Here is a 16645-nt window from a genome sequence, read left to right on the forward strand (position 1 = left end):
AAACTAACAATTAAAGAACTACTCCTTTTGTTTGAAAAATCACTTGATAAGTTTACACAATAAACTACAGTAAACCTCAATTAATTATCAACATACAAACAGCCAGGGCGCTAATCAACTGACAATAACGCATATTGAGATCCCTTATATTACACAAATAAACAGCTAAATCCTCAAAGAGTAGTAATATCTATGTCAACATTCGCCCCTGATATTTGACAAAACTGGGGATTTGATGTAAGTTTAACCTCTTTTTTAGTCACCAAGACACAGGCTTTACTTTCATCAATGTTACGCGTAGACAGCTCAAAACCTTTCAAGATCGTTTACTCTCTATGTAAACACGCTTATCTTGGTTACTTAATCGAACCTCACGTCGTACAGCTAAATCCTCAGGGTGACTTTTCTCTCACCTATCAGCGGCTTTTTTCGCATACCGCAGGGGAATTCGCAGCACATCTCACCGACCGTGACTTCAGACTTATAAAAATTCTCGACGAAACGGAGCAGGATGCGATCATCAAAAAACACCACAAAAAAGCAATCCGTGCAGTGGAATTCTTCAGTAAAACTTTCAGCGATAAGTTCTATGAGCACGTGCGTCCGCGCATAGAAAAGCGGTTATCTGAAGTACTTACAGTTTTAAAAGCGACCGGTGGAGCATTATATCTCATGGACAGTGACGGCTGGCCTGCTGAACGGCAAATAGCACTGGCCGAAGAACCTGCTACAGTGCTGTTCCATTTTCGTAGAAATGACAAAGAGACCCGATATTTTCCAACCATCAAATTTCAGGGAATGCGTATCGATTTCATGTTTAAGGATGCGCATGTGGTCAGCAACCAGCCTGCCTGGTTGCTTTTGAACGATACACTATACTTTTTTGAACAAGATATCGAAGGCAAGAAACTGCAGCCGTTCCTTAACAAGCGTTTTATATCCATATCAAGGTCAACGGAGGAAACTTATTTTCAAAAATTTGTATGTCCTCTAATTGAAAAATATCACGTTTACGCAGAAGGGTTCGAGATCAGGACTGAAAAACATGTTGCCGTTCCCACCCTGCAAATCGTATACGTTGAAGGCGGCATCTCGCAACTGGCGCTCTATTTCCGATACGGGGATCATAAATTCTCTGCCGGCAACGAAAAGAAAGTAACTGTCGAACTGATCCGGGAGGCTGGCAACTATACCTTTATCCGGGTTAGAAGAGATGCTCAGCTCGAAAAGGCAAAGTTCGATGCGCTGATCAACATGGGGCTTAGAAAGGTCGGCTCTCTAGCCTATAACCTGGAACCTGCCGCAGCCGGCGACCGCTTTTCTTACGCCGTTATTAACTGGGTCAATGAACATTTGGACGAACTGACAAAGCAGGGCTTCGAGATTATAGCCGAGACGGGCGCCAAGAAGTTTCTGATTGCCACCAGTAAGATCAGCTTCGAGATAAAGGAAGACAACGACTGGTTTGATATTCATGCAATCGTGTCTTTTGGGGAACACGCAATTCCCTTTATCACATTACGGCAGCACATCCTTCACAAAAAGCATGAGTTTACTTTGCCCGACGGCACGATCGCTGTGATTCCTGACAAGTGGTTTGAGCTTTATGGAAGCATTTTCAGCTTATCAGACAGAACAACCTCCCTCAAATTAAAAAAACATCACATCGGCCTCATCAATGAGCTCGCTGAAGACAGCCTCGCCAGCGTTGCACTAAGCAGAAAACTGCAGCGGCTGAACAATTTTGAAGATATTGCTGACGTACGCATGCCTGTGGGCTTTCAGGGCAATCTGCGTAGCTATCAGAAAGCTGGCTATAACTGGTTCAGCTTTCTCCGGGATTATCATTTTGGCGGTTGCCTGGCAGACGATATGGGCTTAGGTAAGACTATTCAGACATTGGCCATGCTGCAAAAGCTAAAGGAAGAAAGCGACGAAACGGCAGGTCGCACGTCACTGATCGTGATGCCGACCTCTTTGATCTATAACTGGTTAAACGAGGCATCAAAGTTCACACCCCAATTAAAGATCCATCCGCATATCGGGTCATCCAGAGCTAAAGATGTAAGCACATTTGCGGATTATGATATTATCATCACAACTTACGGTGTTACACGCGTCGATATCAATATACTTTCAAATTTCCATTTCAGCTACGTTATACTCGACGAAAGTCAAAACATCAAAAACCCTGCATCAAAGTCTTTCAAGGCCGTGCGCACGCTTAAATCGACATACAAACTGGCGCTAAGCGGCACGCCTGTGGAAAACTCTGTGGCTGACCTCTGGTCACAATTAACCTTCCTCAATCCAGGCCTTCTTGGCACGCAATCTTTCTTTAATGAGGAATACGTGCAGGCGATAGAAAAAAAGAAAGATGAGGAGAAGAGCCGCAAATTGCAGGCTATCATCAAACCCTTTATTCTCAGGCGAACCAAAGAACAGGTCGCGGCCGAGCTACCGCCAAAAACCGAACAGACAATCTATTGTGAGATGACGGAAGATCAGTCTGCATATTATGAAAAGACAAAATCCGCTTACCGTAACGACCTCCTCAACAGCCTTGACGATGGGTCGTTTGCAAAGAAGCAGGTCATTTTACTGCAGGGGCTAACCCTGTTGCGGCAACTAGCCAACCATCCAGCAATGATCGACAATGGCTACGCATCAAACTCTGGCAAATTTGAAAGCGTAATTGAAACGCTCGACAACGTCTTGAAAGGTGGGCACAAAGTTTTAATTTTCTCACAATTTGTAAAACATCTCAGCTTGTTCAAAGATCATTTTGAGCGGGAAAATGTCGCATTCAGTTACCTCGACGGCTCTACAAAAGAACGCGGCAAGGTTGTGGCCGATTTTCAGAAAAAGCCCGATCTAAAGGTATTTCTGATCTCTATTAAGGCAGGCGGCGTTGGTCTGAATCTTACTGAGGCTGACTACGTTTTCATCCTTGACCCTTGGTGGAATCCTGCTGTGGAGCAGCAGGCTATCGACCGTTCGCACCGGATCGGACAAGGCAAAAAGGTCTTCATTTATAAATTCATTAGTAAAGACACCGTTGAAGAAAAGATTCTCGCCTTGCAGAATCGCAAAAAACGACTGGCGACCGCCTTGATTACCACAGAGGAGAGCTTTTTTAAGTCACTCAGTAAAGATGATATCCGAGAAATCCTCAATTAGCCCTCTAGCCGAGATCGGTAATTAGACCAACAGCGCGCGAGTGAGCGATTGCCTCCGCACTGCTGTTAAAAAGACAAGTCTGGATCCCGGCCAGTCTGGCCTCTTCAAGGAGGTTTAGTGTCTCCACCTCCCTTTTCTTTCTGATGTTACGGATATATATCGCCTCTATGTTTTTCGGATATCGTTTGGCAATGGTGGTGTAAATTTGCGGATCTTTCTGTGAGTTATCGCCAAAAAAAACAAAGCGCTGGTTAGGAAAGGCGTCGAGAATACGCATAACGCGCAGCAACTTGCCTTCATGACCCGTCTTCCCGGTCTTGATCAAATCTTTCCAGCGTTTGATCTGGTTGAGCAGAAAAGTTCCTTCTGGCAACTTATTAAACCTAAAGATCTCCACAAGGTAATCATACAGGTTCCACTCACTGCTGGAAACATAAAAAAATGGATTGGGCTGATCAGCCTGCGTATGTGAAAAGGCCAACAGGTTATAGTGGGTATACACATCTTTAAAAGTCTTTCTAGTTCGCGGATTTTTAATAAATAGCTCACGCAGCCGCCTGCCTATTGTCGCCGAATGCGACACCATTATCGTATCATCAATATCCGAGATGAACGCATATTGGGTAATATGTGGTACATATATTTGTCCCTGGCCTACCCCGATCACCTTGCCCCCATCATCCAGCGCTTCAACTTTCACTCCATGCCAACCAGCATTTATCCCTTCCGGCACGCTCCATTCAAACTTGAAAAAGCCATCATATTCAGTTTTTTGATAAACCTCCTGGCCCTCGAAAGTGAGCCTTACCTGAACAAACGGAAAAGGTTTCAGTATAAATAACTTAAGCAGATGGATGATGTTGACGAGCAGATTGTTGCTGAAGGTTTGCCTTGTATGGGCTTTAAATCGAAACACATGTCCGTAAACCACCATATTCTGGCTGTGTCCGTAGCCATGATAAACTTTAACACTTACCGAATTATTCATTAAATTAAAACAGACCAACCTTGCGGTTGTTTGTGATAATGAAAACTCCCATATTACAACCTGAAATGAAATTACTGTTCATAGTTAATCCTGGCTCAGGAAGTGATGAAGTAAATTTTAACACCATCATAACAGATTACTTTATAAACCTTACCCAACACGAGGCAGAGATTTACGAATTACCGCCTAATTGCGCTTTAGATACACTCAAAGGAATTATAAACAAGTCGATGGCCGACCGTGTCGTGGCCGTAGGCGGCGATGGAACAATCAAACTCGTTGCCGAGAGTCTGCTTCGCTCAGAAATACCCATTGGGATTATCCCGGCGGGATCGGCCAATGGCATGGCAAAGGAGCTCGGAATACCGCTGGCTGCCAACGATGCGCTTGAAGTCGCTGTAAACGGATCACCTAAAATGATACATGCAGTCTCTGTCAATAACGAGTTATGTATCCACCTGGCTGATATCGGATTCAACGCCTACCTTGTAAAAAAGTTTGACACACTGCCCCAGCGGGGAATGTTAGGGTATGCTAAAGCGGCCTGGAAGGCCTTATGGAGTCACCGTAAAATGGAAGTGGCATTTGAAATCTCTGGAAAAAAAATTATTTCAGAAGCAGCTATGGTAGTCATTGCCAATGCCACCATGTATGGAACCGGTGTAAAGATCAATCCCGAGGGGCGGCTCGATGATGAACTGTTCGAGGTCGTGCTGGTAAAAAAATACGCCGTCATGGAAATTTTAAAATTGAAATTTACCAGCATGAGCATGAACCCTCAAAATATTGAGTTGTTTCAGACCAGCAGCTTATCCATCAAGACGAAACACCCTGCACATTTCCAGGTAGACGGGGAATATCTTGGCAAAGTCAGAAGCGTCGAAGCCAAACTAATCATAAACGCAATCCGCATTGTTGCTTAGTTACAATGTCTGGCCAGCAGTTCGTCTGCGATTTCCGAGCCCATATCCTTGACAAACTGAAATTCCTCACATGCACCCTGCTTATCGTTTTGTTCAAGCTTCTTCCTCCCATCGCTCAAACGCTGCTGAAGATAGGCCTCGTCATATCCTAAAGTCTCTTTCAGTGCTAAGATACGGCTTTCTTCTGCTTTCGTAAAAGTGCCGGAAGCCTTGTTCCTGTAAAAGTTCCTCACCGCAGCAGTCAGGCTTTCGTTATTTTTATACGCCCTAATCGCCTGCGCTATAACCTCCTGGCTTTTTGATGCACAATCATACCCGGAGAGTTGAAAATTAATTGGAACCAATACAGAGGTAGCGGTGTCATGCTCAGCCGGTACGATCCACTTTCCGCTGGTAAGGCGTATCAATCTCAGTGCTTCCTTGTCCAAATCTATACCCGGACCATTCCGCACCTCCGAGTAAAAAACATTGCCGACCCTGTCTACCTTGAAGGCGACGATTACCTGTCCCTCAATGCAGTTCTGCAGCGAATACATCGGATACATCTTATTCTTGGTAATAAAATTCTCGAGCCCGCCCTTAAAGACCGGTTGCTGGGCTTTCACCGCGGTACTCAGAACAAACAGCGCAAGAATCACTCCTTTCATACATCGTCAGTATCTTTTCGATCTTTAGAAAGCTTATCGAAAATCTTATCCATGCGCTCAACGTACTCATTGGTATCATCAACGAAGAAACTTAGCGTGGGGATGACTCGGGCCTGATGCCTGATGCGTGCCCCGAGTTTGTACCTTATCTCACCCGCGTGCGAGTTAACTTCTGCCACAGACAACGTCGTATTGCTGGTATTTAAAAAGCTCAGATAAACCTTCGCGATAGCTAGGTCTGGCGAAACACGGACACGGGTAATCGTGACAAGTGTATTTGGCAGATAAGAAGCGCCTTCCCGCTGAAAGATAGCTGCTAACTCTTCCTGTATAATGCCCGCAAATTTTTGTTGACGCTTACTTTCCATAATTCTCCTTTATCAATTAATATAACAGCTTATCGTACGGATACCGCGAAGTATGCATTGCATATATCCTGTCGTATAATAATTTCTTGAACTCCTCCACATTCTCCTTATTAGTAGCAGAGATAAAAACAGCTGGGGCGTTATCGTTTCCCATCCAGCTATTCTTAAAGTCTTCGAGTGTAAGAAGCAGCCGCTCCTCCTCCTGATGATCTGGCTCGGGACTCATATAAGCGTCTATCTTATTAAATACCACGATCGTCTCCTTGTCCCTGGCGCCAAGGTCTTTCAACGTTTCGTTGACTACATGAATCTGATCCTCAAAGTTCGGGTGCGAAACGTCAACAACATGCACAAGGATATCTGCCTCGCGAACCTCGTCAAGCGTAGATTTAAAACATTCTACGAGGTGGTGGGGAAGCTTTCTGATAAAACCAACTGTATCCGAGAGTAAAAAGGGCAGATTCTCGACAACCACCTTTCTAACCGTGGTATCCAGGGTAGCGAAGAGCTTATTCTCGGCAAATACCTCAGATTTCGAGAGCATGTTCATGATGGTCGACTTTCCTACATTCGTGTAGCCGACAAGCGCAACCCGGATCAGTTGCGTCCTGTTCTTTCGCTGCGTTTCATTCTGCTTATCAATCTGCTTCAGGCGACTTTTTAATAATGATATTTTTTCCAGGATCATCCGGCGGTCACTTTCTATCTGTGTTTCCCCCGGTCCACGCATTCCGATTCCGCCTTTCTGCCGTTCAAGGTGGGTCCATAGCCGGGTTAGCCGCGGGAGCAGGTATTGCAGTTGTGCAAGCTCCACCTGAGTCTTTGCCTGCGCCGTCTGCGCCCTTCCCGCAAATATATCCAGTATCAGGTTACTCCTGTCCAGTATTTTTACTTGCAGCTCGCGCTCAATGTTTCTTAGTTGTGAGGGCGACAATTCGTCGTCGAATACCACCATATCGATTTCTTCCGACCTAACGTAAGCCTGTATCTCCTCAAGTTTACCGGTCCCAACAAAAGTGGCACGGTCTGGCTTCAGCATCTTCTGCGTAAACTCCTGCTCAACCAGCCCACCCGCTGTGTCTACCAGAAACGCCAGTTCGTCCAGGTATTCCCGGGTTTCCTCCGGCTTTTCACCGGGCCTGATCACACCTACCAGAACCGCTCTCTCCTGTTTTGGGGCCGTATCATAAAATTTTTGTCTTGCCATGTACAGATCAAATGTACAAAAGTTATACCGACTTAACCTGACTGACAAAACTGCGCATAGCCGCGCCAGGGTCCGTTGTCTTCATAAAGTTCTCGCCGATAAGGAAACCGTTAAAACCCGCGCTCTTCAGCAAAGCGATCGTTTCGGGGTCGCTGATGGCACTCTCAGACACCTTCATGAAATTGGCAGGAATCCGCTCAGCAAGACCAAATGATGTCTGTATGTTTACAGTAAAATCCGCCAGGTTCCGGTTGTTTACACCGATTGCATCCAGATCCTCGCATAAACTGCGGTCCAGCTCTTCCTGGTTATGAACCTCCAGTAATACGTTCAATCCGAGCTGTTTTGCAAAGGATGAAAGCTTGGTGATCTGCAGCGGACTCAATATAGCTGCGATAAGCAGAACGATGTCCGCGCCCCACGCCTTGGCCTCAAGCAACTGGTATTCGTCGATCATAAAATCCTTGCGGAGAATAGGTATATCATTATTTTCCCTTGCCCGGAGCAAATCCTGAGGCGAACCGCCGAAAAAATCCCGATCCGTCAACACCGACAAAGCCGATGCACCAGCACTTGCATAGGCCTGGGTAACCTCCACAACGGAGGCCTGATCGTTGATGACACCTTTGGAGGGTGACCGGCGTTTAAACTCTGCGATGATGCCCGTGCGGTCTGCAGCCAGGAGGTAATCCTTAAATGAATGCGGGCTGCGATTGAAATAGACACTCGCCTCGAGTTGCGCTCTGGATACCGATTGTTTGGCCTCCTGTACTTCTGCTTGTTTCCGAAGAACAATGCGATCTAAAATATTCATATACTAATTATCTAACCATGCTTTCATCATTTCCCTACCATATTCTGTCAGCACGCTCTCTGGATGAAACTGTACGCCCCGCAGGTCGTAAATATTGTGTCTAAGCGACATAATCTCACCACTGCTGTCGGTAGAGGTCACCGTAAAGCATTCCGGCATGCCCTCTTTCTGCACTACCCAAGAATGGTACCGTCCTACATTGATTACCTCTGGGCAGTCTTTAAACAGTAACTCATTCCTATCGTTAACGGTTATCGGCGTAGCAATCCCATGCATCGGCCTGCCAAGGTTAAAAAGCGTTCCGCCGAAAGCTTCAGCAATTGCCTGCTGACCAAGACAAACACCAAAAATACTTTTCGTCGGCGCATACCTTTTAATTACGTCAAGCAGCAGACCCGCCTCTTCAGGAATGCCCGGACCGGGAGAAAGGATAATTTTATCATATTGCTCCACATCAGCCAGCTCGAACTTATCATTACGCCAAACCTCCACATCACGGCCCAGTTCATTTACCAGATGCACCAGGTTGTAAGTAAATGAATCATAATTATCAATTACCAAAACTTTCTTTTCCATATTTATATCTCTGTCGGCAACAACCCCTAAATACCAGCGGCCATTTCGATGGCCCTTCGCAATGCCGCTATCTTGTTATTTACTTCATTTAATTCACTTTCCGCTATGGAATCGGCCACAATTCCTGCTCCCGCCCTATAATGGAGTTCATTATTTTTACTCATAAAAGTCCGGATCATGATACAATGGTTAAAATCACCATTGAAGCCCATATATCCCAGGGCGCCAGCATAAAAATTACGCCCAAGTCCCTCATAGTCATCGATCAGCTGCATTGCCCGGTACTTAGGGGCGCCGCTGAGCGTTCCCGCTGGGTATGTGTCGGCAACCACCTTAAAAGCAGAGACCTGGTCCTGTAAACTGCCGCTGACTTTAGACACGAGATGAATTAGGTGAGAGTAGTACTGCACTTCCTTAAAAGATTTTACCTCCACCCCATTGCAATGCCGGCTCAGATCATTCCTCGCCAGGTCTACCAGCATCACGTGCTCAGCGCTCTCCTTGGGATCCTGTTCAAGTTTACGCGCCTGTTCCGCATCCTCTTCATCATTACCTGTTCGTTTAAATGTTCCCGCAATCGGAAAGATATTGGCTACGTTGTTCTTAATCGTAATCTGTGCCTCGGGCGAAGATCCGAAAAGCTTAAAGCTTCCATAATCGAAGTAAAACAGATACGGCGAGGGATTTATAGAGCGGAGGCAACGGTAAACGTTAAATTCATCACCCTTAAAGCCCTGCTTAAAAGCTCTGGACGGAACAATTTGAAAAACATCTCCCCTTAGGATATGCTTTTTCATCTTTTCCACCATCTCCATGAATGCTTCGTCGGTCAGATTAGATTCTTCCTTCCCGGAAGACCTAAAGCTATACTCCGGGAAGTTCTTATTCTGGATCAGATATTCCATTTTTTCGAGATCATCAGATTTCTCTGCGCCAAAGGAATTCCCGAACAACGTTACTTCATTTCTGAAATGATCAATCGCAATAATATAGCGGTAAACATGATACTGCATCAAGGGTATTTCTTCTATTGGTCGCGTCGGAGCTGAGAAGGAGATGTCTTCAAAATACGGCACAGCATTCCATGTAAAATAACCGAACAGTCCGTTAGTTAAATCTTTAATAGCCGGAACCGGTTCAAGTTGGAATTTCGATTTAAAGCGCTCTATTTCCTCTACAAGGTTAAATTTTTCCTTCTCGAACTTCGTGCCGTCGGGAAAATACGTGGACAACACGCCCTTCTGCAACACAATCCCCGCTACGGGCTCTGCACACACAAAACTCATGGAGTTCTCGCGGCTATGATAGTCGGAACTTTCCAGCAGGATCGTATTCGGAAACACGTCGCGCAGCCTTAGGTAGATGCTCACCGGGGTAGTTGTATCGGCAAGCCTTCTTTTATACGTTGTTGTGATGGTGTATGTCATCAGTTATTTTTTAATCTTTTCTCGTAAAACCACAAAAAACAAAAACCCGACGTGTGGTTCTACGTCGGGTTTTCAATGTGGTTGGTTTAGGTTGACAACTATATTGTACACAAAGCTTCGACGGAACGCTTATCAGAGTTACGACGCCATTGCCATGTATGTGTATTGTTAATCATGTGTCACAAAAATATAAATAAATCAAGCAAAGCAAAATATATTTGTAAAAATTTATGAAACACCAAAGAAAGAGCGTGTAGGATCAGCCTTGGTCATCGCGATTATTGCAGCAATGATCACAACGACAGCTAAACCGAAATAAATGGATATCGCACGATGTTTTGCCTGAGCTACCTCAAAACGCTTTGAACGTGCATTGCCCACAGTGATCAGGATGATGGCAAAGATCATCATGCCGATATGCTCCATCTTCCAGTATCGAGCAAGCGGAACACTGCTCTCACCAGAAAACCAATCCCCCAGAAAGTAAAGCGCCAGGCCCAAAAGTAATTGGATATGCGCAGATATCAGGGCGAAAACATTTAGCTTCCTGTTCCCCTCTGTGTAAGGTTTACTGCCAAGCCACCCGGCTACAGCCTGAATGGTGGCCAGAACTAATAGGAGCAAAACAACATAGCGCCAACCTGAATGTGCGCTTCTTAAAATATCGTACATAAGTCTTTTTCTTTCAAAAATAGTCAATTAAAATTACGGCACAACCTCAGTTAAGAACCGACAATCTGCGCCGACCTCTAAATCTCGGTCCCTCAACGACCGTTGTATCAAAAAAGATACATATGCGACAAGCTTTTAAGTCTGCCAACGCCCTTCCAGACGCGTTTTTTTCGGGTTGGCACACTTCTTTCTAGGCATACTGCGAAACAAAAACATACAATTATGAAAAAGTTATTTATCGTAGCAATAGGCTTATTTATGGCGACAGCCGCAACCGCACAAGATGGAATCCGTTTAGGCGTTAAAGCAGGAGTGAATTTACCCAATGTAATTAAAGATGATGGCGACAATGATTTCGACACCAAGATCAATACTGGCTTTAATGCAGGTATCACCTTGGATATCCCCCTGATTACGGGTCTGGCCTTTACTCCGGAGTTGTTGTACTCGACGAAAGGTTTTAAACGTGACAATGCCTTGGGCGAGTACAGAACAACGACTCACTTTATTGACGTGCCGATCCTGGCATCAATTAATCTCGGCGGAAGTGGACTCAACTTGGTAGCTGGCCCGCAGGTGTCTTTCCTTTTGTCTACTAAAAACAAGTTCGAAAATGACTTTGGTTCGGTAGAACAGGAAATTGAGGAAGATAGCGATCGCTTTAAGAAAAGCCTGCTAGGTGGTGTCATCGGACTTCGTTACGACATCAACAACCAGTGGGATATCCACGGCCGTTATGCGCTTGACTTCCAGAAAAATAATGAGGACGGCACCAGTCAGACACCTGAATTCAAAAATCAGGTATTTTCCATCGGTCTGGGACTTAAATTTTAAGACAATCCCAATCAACATCAAAAGCCGCCTGATCAGCGGCTTTTTTTATAAATTTGGATCAGGACAATTCCTAGCCGTAACGACATCGACATACACATGGATTTCAAATACATTATAGCCCTTTCCACATTAATCACTGCATTCTTTTCCGCTGGCGCTCAAAGCAGCTATCTGCAGGCTTTAGAGACGCCCAACCCCTGGGTCGACTCTGTCTTTAAAAGCTTAAACAAAACAGAAAAAATTGCCCAACTTTTCTTTGTCCGGGCACATACGAACCGTGGAAAAGCCTATGAAGACTCCGTGGCAAAGGTCATAAAACGCGAGCGTATCGGGGGGCTTGTCTTCTTTCAAGGCGGGCCAGGACGGCAAGCTGTACTCACCAACACCTATCAGTCTTTAGCCGAAGTACCCTTGCTGATTATGTCTGACGGCGAGTGGGGACTTGGTATGCGGCTTGACAGCACCGTCGCCTATCCTTATCAGATGGCTTTAGGCGCTATCCAGCAACCTCAGCTGCTATACAGAATGGGTCAGGAAATCGCAAAAGATTACAAACGTATCGGTATGCACATGAACCTCGCGCCAGATGTTGACATAAATAACAATATCAACAATCCAGTGATCAATTACCGCTCTTTCGGCGACAACAAGTACCATGTCACCGCCCGGGCAGGCGCCTATATGAAAGGTATGCAGGATGGCGGATTACTAGTTACACTTAAACACTTCCCCGGCCATGGTGATACCGACGTCGATTCACATTATGATCTTCCGCTGCTCCCGTTTTCCAGAGAACGGCTCGACAGTTTGGAGATATACCCATTCCGGGAACTCATTCAGGCGGGTGCGGCCGGCGTTATGATCGCACACATGAACATTCCTGCGCTAGACCCCACCAAGAATATTCCCTCCACGCTCTCCCGGCCTATCGTACAGGGCATTCTAAAAGACGGTCTGGGATTTAAAGGCCTCGTAGTTACGGATGCAATGGAAATGAAAGGCGTTGTGAAACATTTCCCCGAAGGAGAGGCTGATGTGATGAGCATTGTAGCCGGAAACGACATTTTGGAACTTTCTGAAAACAGCAGAAGAGGCATACGAATGGTCCGCCGGGCGGTTCGGCAGGAGCGTATTCCCATGGAGCGGATCGATGAAAGCGTGAAGAAAATCCTTACCGCTAAGTACTGGGCCGGTCTTCACACCAGAGATACTATAAACGAGCATCATGTCTATGATGACGTAAACCGTGCAGAGAGTATGCATCTGCGAAAGGAACTCGCCAACGCGGCAATGACCATGGTGAAAGGAAAAAGCTATATAAATACCCTCTCCCCGGCCAAACGGACCGTCATCGTCGCTGTCGGCACCCCTGACGAGACGCTGTTCCAGCGCGAGCTCCGCTCGTACTACAGCGGATCCACCACCTACCGGCTCGATAAAAATGCCTCCGCAAACCAGATTTCGGCCGTTATGAGGAACATCGGAACTCAGGACCAGATCATTGTTAGTATTCATGACACTCGAGTTAGGCCCGGTAACAATATTCCACTCAGCGCCGACCTTAAGATGTTCATCCGCGACATGGCCGCAAGGAAGGCATCGTTTGCTTTGTTTGCCAATCCCTATAACTTGGCCGTGCTTCCGGGGCTTGAACAGGCAGGAGCTCTTCTGCTCGCCTATCAGAAAGAAGATTTTATGCAACAGGCAGCGGCAGACGTGTTTAAAAATAAACTAGTGCCTACAGGTAAACTTCCGGTGACCGTCAACGCTTATTTTAAAGCAGGCGATGGCGAATAAACCTCTAAAAATACTTCAGGCATCTGCGGGCTCCGGTAAAACCTTCAGCCTCACGGCACATTATCTCACCCTCCTGCTTTCTGGCGAAAACAAATACAGGGAAATACTTGCCGTAACTTTTACAAACAAAGCCACAGAGGAGATGAAAACCCGGATACTGGACGTACTTGAGGGCTTTGCCCGTGGAGAGCCCCGATACGACAGCTACCGTGAAATTGTGTTAAAAGCACACCCTAAACTGGACGCAGCAGAACTGCGCGACCGGGCCGACCGTATTTATCGCAAGATACTGCACGACTATAGCCGCTTCTCTGTCAGCACGATTGATGGCTTCGTGCAAAAGGTGATCCGCGGATTTGCCTTTGAACTCGGTCTCGATACATCCTACAACCTGGAAATGAACTATGAAAAGGTTAAGGAAGAGCTGGTCAGCAAGCTTGACGAAGCACTGGACCACAACAAGCAGTTGCTCCAATGGATTATCGATCTGGCTATCGAACGGATCAGTGATAACAAGAGCTGGAACTATAAGACGGAACTCTATAATCTCATCGGTGAGATATTTAAGGAACGTTTTCAGTCTTTCGAAGACGCGGTGTCTGCTATGGGTGACAATGAAATAGACGCCTTGTTTAAACGCTATATTGACGTCAATAAAGAAGCCATTAAAAATTTTGAGGGGGAACTCACGAACCTCGCCATAGAAGCGCAGGATATCTTCAACCGTTTCGGAGTTGAAAAGGAACACCTCAACAGGAAATCGCAGAGCCCGCTGGCCAAAATCCCGATGATTATTGGCGGTGACCTTTCAAAGATCGAGGCGCTTTTTAACTTTGTTGACGACCCGGATATATGGTTCCAGAAAAACACGCGGCTCGACGAAGTGTATGCAGCGCTGAACCCCGTACTCAAAAAAATTCAGACATATTATACGACCCACCTGCCGCAGTACACACTTGCCCTGGCATTCAATAAAAACTTATATTACCTGCGCCTGATGCAGGAGATCGCCGTTTTACTGAAGCTGTACAGAGAAGAAAACGATAACCTGCTTATCAGCGACGCACAGAAATTGATCTCCGGTATAACCGACGATGCCGGCGACAATCCGTCATTTATCTGGGAGAAAGTGGGCACGCGCTACCGAAACTTTCTATTCGACGAATTTCAGGATACCTCGACCAGTCAGTGGAACAGCTTTCGCTCTTTGCTCACCAATGCGATTGCCACGCCGACAGAGCATCTGATCGACCACCTGATTGTTGGTGACACCAAACAATCGATATACCGCTGGCGCAATGGCGACTGGAATATTCTGCACAGTCAGGCCCGGCTGGACGTTGGGGCCGACAGGGTACTGGAAGAAAGCCTGGAAGAGAACTACCGCAGTGCTGAAAACATCATTACATTCAATAATTTCTTGTACGTGCAGGTGCCGCGCCTCCTGCAGGAGGACTTAAACGCTACTATACAAACTAGACCGTCTGCAATCTGCGAATGGTGGCAGCAGAAAGGGTTTGAGCAGATCATCACCTCTATATATTCAACCGCGGTACAGCAGACTGCCAAATCCACGCCTATGGGCGGCACCATCCGCATTCGCAAAATCGGGAAAGAAGATGCCGACGCAGGTCAGCGCTTTTCTGAAAGTGTATTCCGGGATATTGCGCTCGATGAGTTGGTAAAAGAGATCAGCCACCTAAAAACAGATCTGGGCTATGCAGCAAAAGACATCGCCATTCTGGTGCGGTCAAATACGGAAGCTGTACTGACCGTAAAAAAGCTCATGAGCCAGGGAATTGAGGTGATTTCCGGTGAAGCGTTGATGGTTTCGGCCAATTCAGCCATTCAGCTTATAGTCGAAACGCTAAGGGTGTTCACCGGCGTCGACACACAAACCGCTCTGCACAAAGCGAACTGCATTGCATTATATCATGCCCTTAAGGCTGAGAGCCTGGATGCGAGCCATTATATGGGCTTAAATAACATATCGCTTAGCAATTTGCATCATGTTTTGCCTGCCGCACTTTGCACGAACTGGCAAAGCTGGATACAGCTGCCACTGCCGGAGCTCGTGGAGATGCTCATAGAGGCGTATGGACTGAGCGAAATGGAAGAACATTTACCCTATTTGCTCGCATTTCGGGATCTGACCTGCAATGCAGGAAAGCTGGGTGAAAAAGGGATTGTCGCTTTTCTGGAATGGTGGAGCCAGGAAGGCATCACAAAATCACTCCCCTCTCCGGAAACTGCAGACGCCGTCCAGGTCATCACTATCCATAAGTCGAAGGGACTTGCGTTCCGTGCTGTTTTTATTCCTTTCTGTACTTGGGAGATCAAGGGCAAAGCCAACAGCATCTTCTGGGTTTCTTCTACCAACACGGCCTATAGCGAACTAAGAGGTATCCCGTTGCGGTACAGCGAAAGCCTAAGCAACTCGGTCGTTGCGCAGGCCTATTACGAGGAACTCCTTTATAATTATATGGACGCGTTGAACATGCTGTACGTGGCCACTACAAGAGCGAAGGACTACCTTTCTATCGGCACCATGGTTAAAAAGGACACGGCTAAGTTAAGCACAGTAGGTGACGTGCTGAACAATATTTTTCAACAGGAATTTGACGAGAACAACGTCTATGAAATCGTCGATGTGGTTCCCGAACGGGATACTCAAACGCACGATACGACGAAGATCAAGCTCGACCATTATCCGGTGTCGACCCGTCTTTCGAACTTGTACCTCGACACGCAGGAGCGGCACTTGAAGCATCTCCTGAATATGGATAAGTCCAGCAGGCGGGGATCGCTGCTTCATGATGTCCTGGCCAATGCCACGACCGCCCAGCAGGTTGAGGATTACCTGTCAGTGCTCGTGCTCGATGGGATCGTTCAGGAGACGGAAAGTGAAGAATTGAAAATGGCTGCGCAAAAGGTGCTGAGCAATCCTGATCTCCAGGCTATACTTAACAGGCCTTCTGAAAGTATTACCGAGAAAAACATCATCGACCCGCAGGGCAAGATACACAGGCCAGATCTTGTACTCATCAATGGGGATCAGGTGGTCATTCTCGACTACAAATTCACGCTGACAGAAGCGGCAGAACACTTGCAGCAGGTTTTGAAGTACAAGTCGCTCTTTACCCAAATGGGCTATTCAAAGGTCGACGGGTACTTATTTTATGCGGTAACCGGCCAATTAAGACCCATTTAGT

General features: G+C 46.4%; 13 protein-coding genes. 5 read left to right on the forward strand and 8 right to left on the reverse strand.

Annotated elements, in window-relative coordinates; genetic code table 11:
- The first annotated feature begins 288 nt into the window (after window positions 1-288).
- On the forward strand, window positions 289-3180 hold the full coding sequence (locus QEP07_RS10280) for a DEAD/DEAH box helicase (protein ID WP_285010001.1): 2892 nt from the start codon (window positions 289-291) through the stop codon (window positions 3178-3180).
- Between the two features lie 4 nt (window positions 3181-3184).
- Here the strand turns inward: QEP07_RS10280 and QEP07_RS10285 are convergent, their stop codons facing one another.
- Entirely contained in the window at window positions 3185-4168 is a 984-nt protein-coding gene (locus QEP07_RS10285) for an App1 family protein phosphatidate phosphatase (protein ID WP_285010002.1), read from the reverse strand.
- Between the two features lie 65 nt (window positions 4169-4233).
- On the opposite strand from QEP07_RS10285, the gene QEP07_RS10290 reads away from it, so the two are divergent.
- Window positions 4234-5091, forward strand: a complete 858-nt coding sequence (locus tag QEP07_RS10290; RefSeq protein WP_285010003.1) for a diacylglycerol/lipid kinase family protein — start codon at window positions 4234-4236, stop codon at window positions 5089-5091.
- On the opposite strand, the gene QEP07_RS10295 is transcribed toward QEP07_RS10290, so the two are convergent.
- The 7 genes from QEP07_RS10295 to QEP07_RS10325 all read right to left on the reverse strand — a co-directional run bounded on the left by QEP07_RS10295 (window position 5088) and on the right by QEP07_RS10325 (window position 10802).
- Complete coding sequence (locus tag QEP07_RS10295; RefSeq protein WP_285010004.1) at window positions 5088-5738, reverse strand: TonB family protein; 651 nt, start codon at window positions 5736-5738, stop codon at window positions 5088-5090. The two genes, QEP07_RS10290 and QEP07_RS10295, sit on opposite strands and share 4 nt — an antisense overlap.
- A complete protein-coding gene (gene rbfA / locus QEP07_RS10300) occupies window positions 5735-6106 on the reverse strand; it encodes a 30S ribosome-binding factor RbfA (RefSeq protein WP_285010005.1) in 372 nt (123 codons plus the stop codon). The genes QEP07_RS10295 and rbfA overlap by 4 nt, the downstream gene beginning before the upstream one ends.
- A gap of 16 nt (window positions 6107-6122) precedes the next feature.
- A complete protein-coding gene (gene hflX / locus QEP07_RS10305; RefSeq protein WP_285010006.1) occupies window positions 6123-7313 on the reverse strand; it encodes a GTPase HflX in 1191 nt (396 codons plus the stop codon).
- A gap of 22 nt (window positions 7314-7335) precedes the next feature.
- Entirely contained in the window at window positions 7336-8127 is a 792-nt protein-coding gene (gene trpC / locus QEP07_RS10310) for an indole-3-glycerol phosphate synthase TrpC (protein WP_285010007.1), read from the reverse strand.
- A 3-nt stretch (window positions 8128-8130) separates the two neighbouring features.
- On the reverse strand, window positions 8131-8703 hold the full coding sequence (locus QEP07_RS10315; RefSeq protein ID WP_256003000.1) for an anthranilate synthase component II: 573 nt from the start codon (window positions 8701-8703) through the stop codon (window positions 8131-8133).
- A 26-nt stretch (window positions 8704-8729) separates the two neighbouring features.
- Window positions 8730-10130, reverse strand: coding sequence for an anthranilate synthase component I family protein (locus QEP07_RS10320; RefSeq protein ID WP_285010008.1), 1401 nt, complete (start codon window positions 10128-10130; stop codon window positions 8730-8732).
- A 228-nt stretch (window positions 10131-10358) separates the two neighbouring features.
- Entirely contained in the window at window positions 10359-10802 is a 444-nt protein-coding gene (locus tag QEP07_RS10325) for a cytochrome B (RefSeq protein WP_285010010.1), read from the reverse strand.
- A gap of 222 nt (window positions 10803-11024) precedes the next feature.
- On the opposite strand from QEP07_RS10325, the gene QEP07_RS10330 reads away from it, so the two are divergent.
- From QEP07_RS10330 to QEP07_RS10340, 3 genes are all read left to right on the forward strand, one after another.
- A complete protein-coding gene (locus tag QEP07_RS10330) occupies window positions 11025-11636 on the forward strand; it encodes a porin family protein (protein WP_285010011.1) in 612 nt (203 codons plus the stop codon).
- Between the two features lie 96 nt (window positions 11637-11732).
- Window positions 11733-13433, forward strand: a complete 1701-nt coding sequence (locus tag QEP07_RS10335) for a glycoside hydrolase family 3 protein (RefSeq protein WP_285010013.1) — start codon at window positions 11733-11735, stop codon at window positions 13431-13433.
- The gene (locus QEP07_RS10340) at window positions 13423-16644 is read left to right on the forward strand and encodes a UvrD-helicase domain-containing protein (protein ID WP_285010014.1); all 3222 of its coding nucleotides are present in this window, start codon (window positions 13423-13425) and stop codon (window positions 16642-16644) included. The genes QEP07_RS10335 and QEP07_RS10340 overlap by 11 nt, the downstream gene beginning before the upstream one ends.
- The last annotated feature ends 1 nt before the right edge of the window (window position 16645 follow it).

This window comes from Pedobacter faecalis (genome assembly GCF_030182585.1).
GTDB classification, from domain to species: domain Bacteria; phylum Bacteroidota; class Bacteroidia; order Sphingobacteriales; family Sphingobacteriaceae; genus Pedobacter; species Pedobacter faecalis.

Excerpts from the sequence above, each read along its gene's own strand:
- QEP07_RS10280 (WP_285010001.1), top strand. The coding sequence starts at position 289 with ATGTTACGCGTAGACAGCTCAAAACCTTTCAAGATCGTTTACTCTCTA.
- QEP07_RS10285 (WP_285010002.1), bottom strand. The coding sequence starts at position 4,168 with ATGAATAATTCGGTAAGTGTTAAAGTTTATCATGGCTACGGACACAGC.
- QEP07_RS10290 (WP_285010003.1), top strand. The coding sequence starts at position 4,234 with ATGAAATTACTGTTCATAGTTAATCCTGGCTCAGGAAGTGATGAAGTA.
- QEP07_RS10295 (WP_285010004.1), bottom strand. The coding sequence starts at position 5,738 with ATGAAAGGAGTGATTCTTGCGCTGTTTGTTCTGAGTACCGCGGTGAAA.
- rbfA (WP_285010005.1), bottom strand. The coding sequence starts at position 6,106 with ATGGAAAGTAAGCGTCAACAAAAATTTGCGGGCATTATACAGGAAGAG.
- hflX (WP_285010006.1), bottom strand. The coding sequence starts at position 7,313 with ATGGCAAGACAAAAATTTTATGATACGGCCCCAAAACAGGAGAGAGCG.
- trpC (WP_285010007.1), bottom strand. The coding sequence starts at position 8,127 with ATGAATATTTTAGATCGCATTGTTCTTCGGAAACAAGCAGAAGTACAG.
- QEP07_RS10315 (WP_256003000.1), bottom strand. The coding sequence starts at position 8,703 with ATGGAAAAGAAAGTTTTGGTAATTGATAATTATGATTCATTTACTTAC.
- QEP07_RS10320 (WP_285010008.1), bottom strand. The coding sequence starts at position 10,130 with ATGACATACACCATCACAACAACGTATAAAAGAAGGCTTGCCGATACA.
- QEP07_RS10325 (WP_285010010.1), bottom strand. The coding sequence starts at position 10,802 with ATGTACGATATTTTAAGAAGCGCACATTCAGGTTGGCGCTATGTTGTT.
- QEP07_RS10330 (WP_285010011.1), top strand. The coding sequence starts at position 11,025 with ATGAAAAAGTTATTTATCGTAGCAATAGGCTTATTTATGGCGACAGCC.
- QEP07_RS10335 (WP_285010013.1), top strand. The coding sequence starts at position 11,733 with ATGGATTTCAAATACATTATAGCCCTTTCCACATTAATCACTGCATTC.
- QEP07_RS10340 (WP_285010014.1), top strand. The coding sequence starts at position 13,423 with ATGGCGAATAAACCTCTAAAAATACTTCAGGCATCTGCGGGCTCCGGT.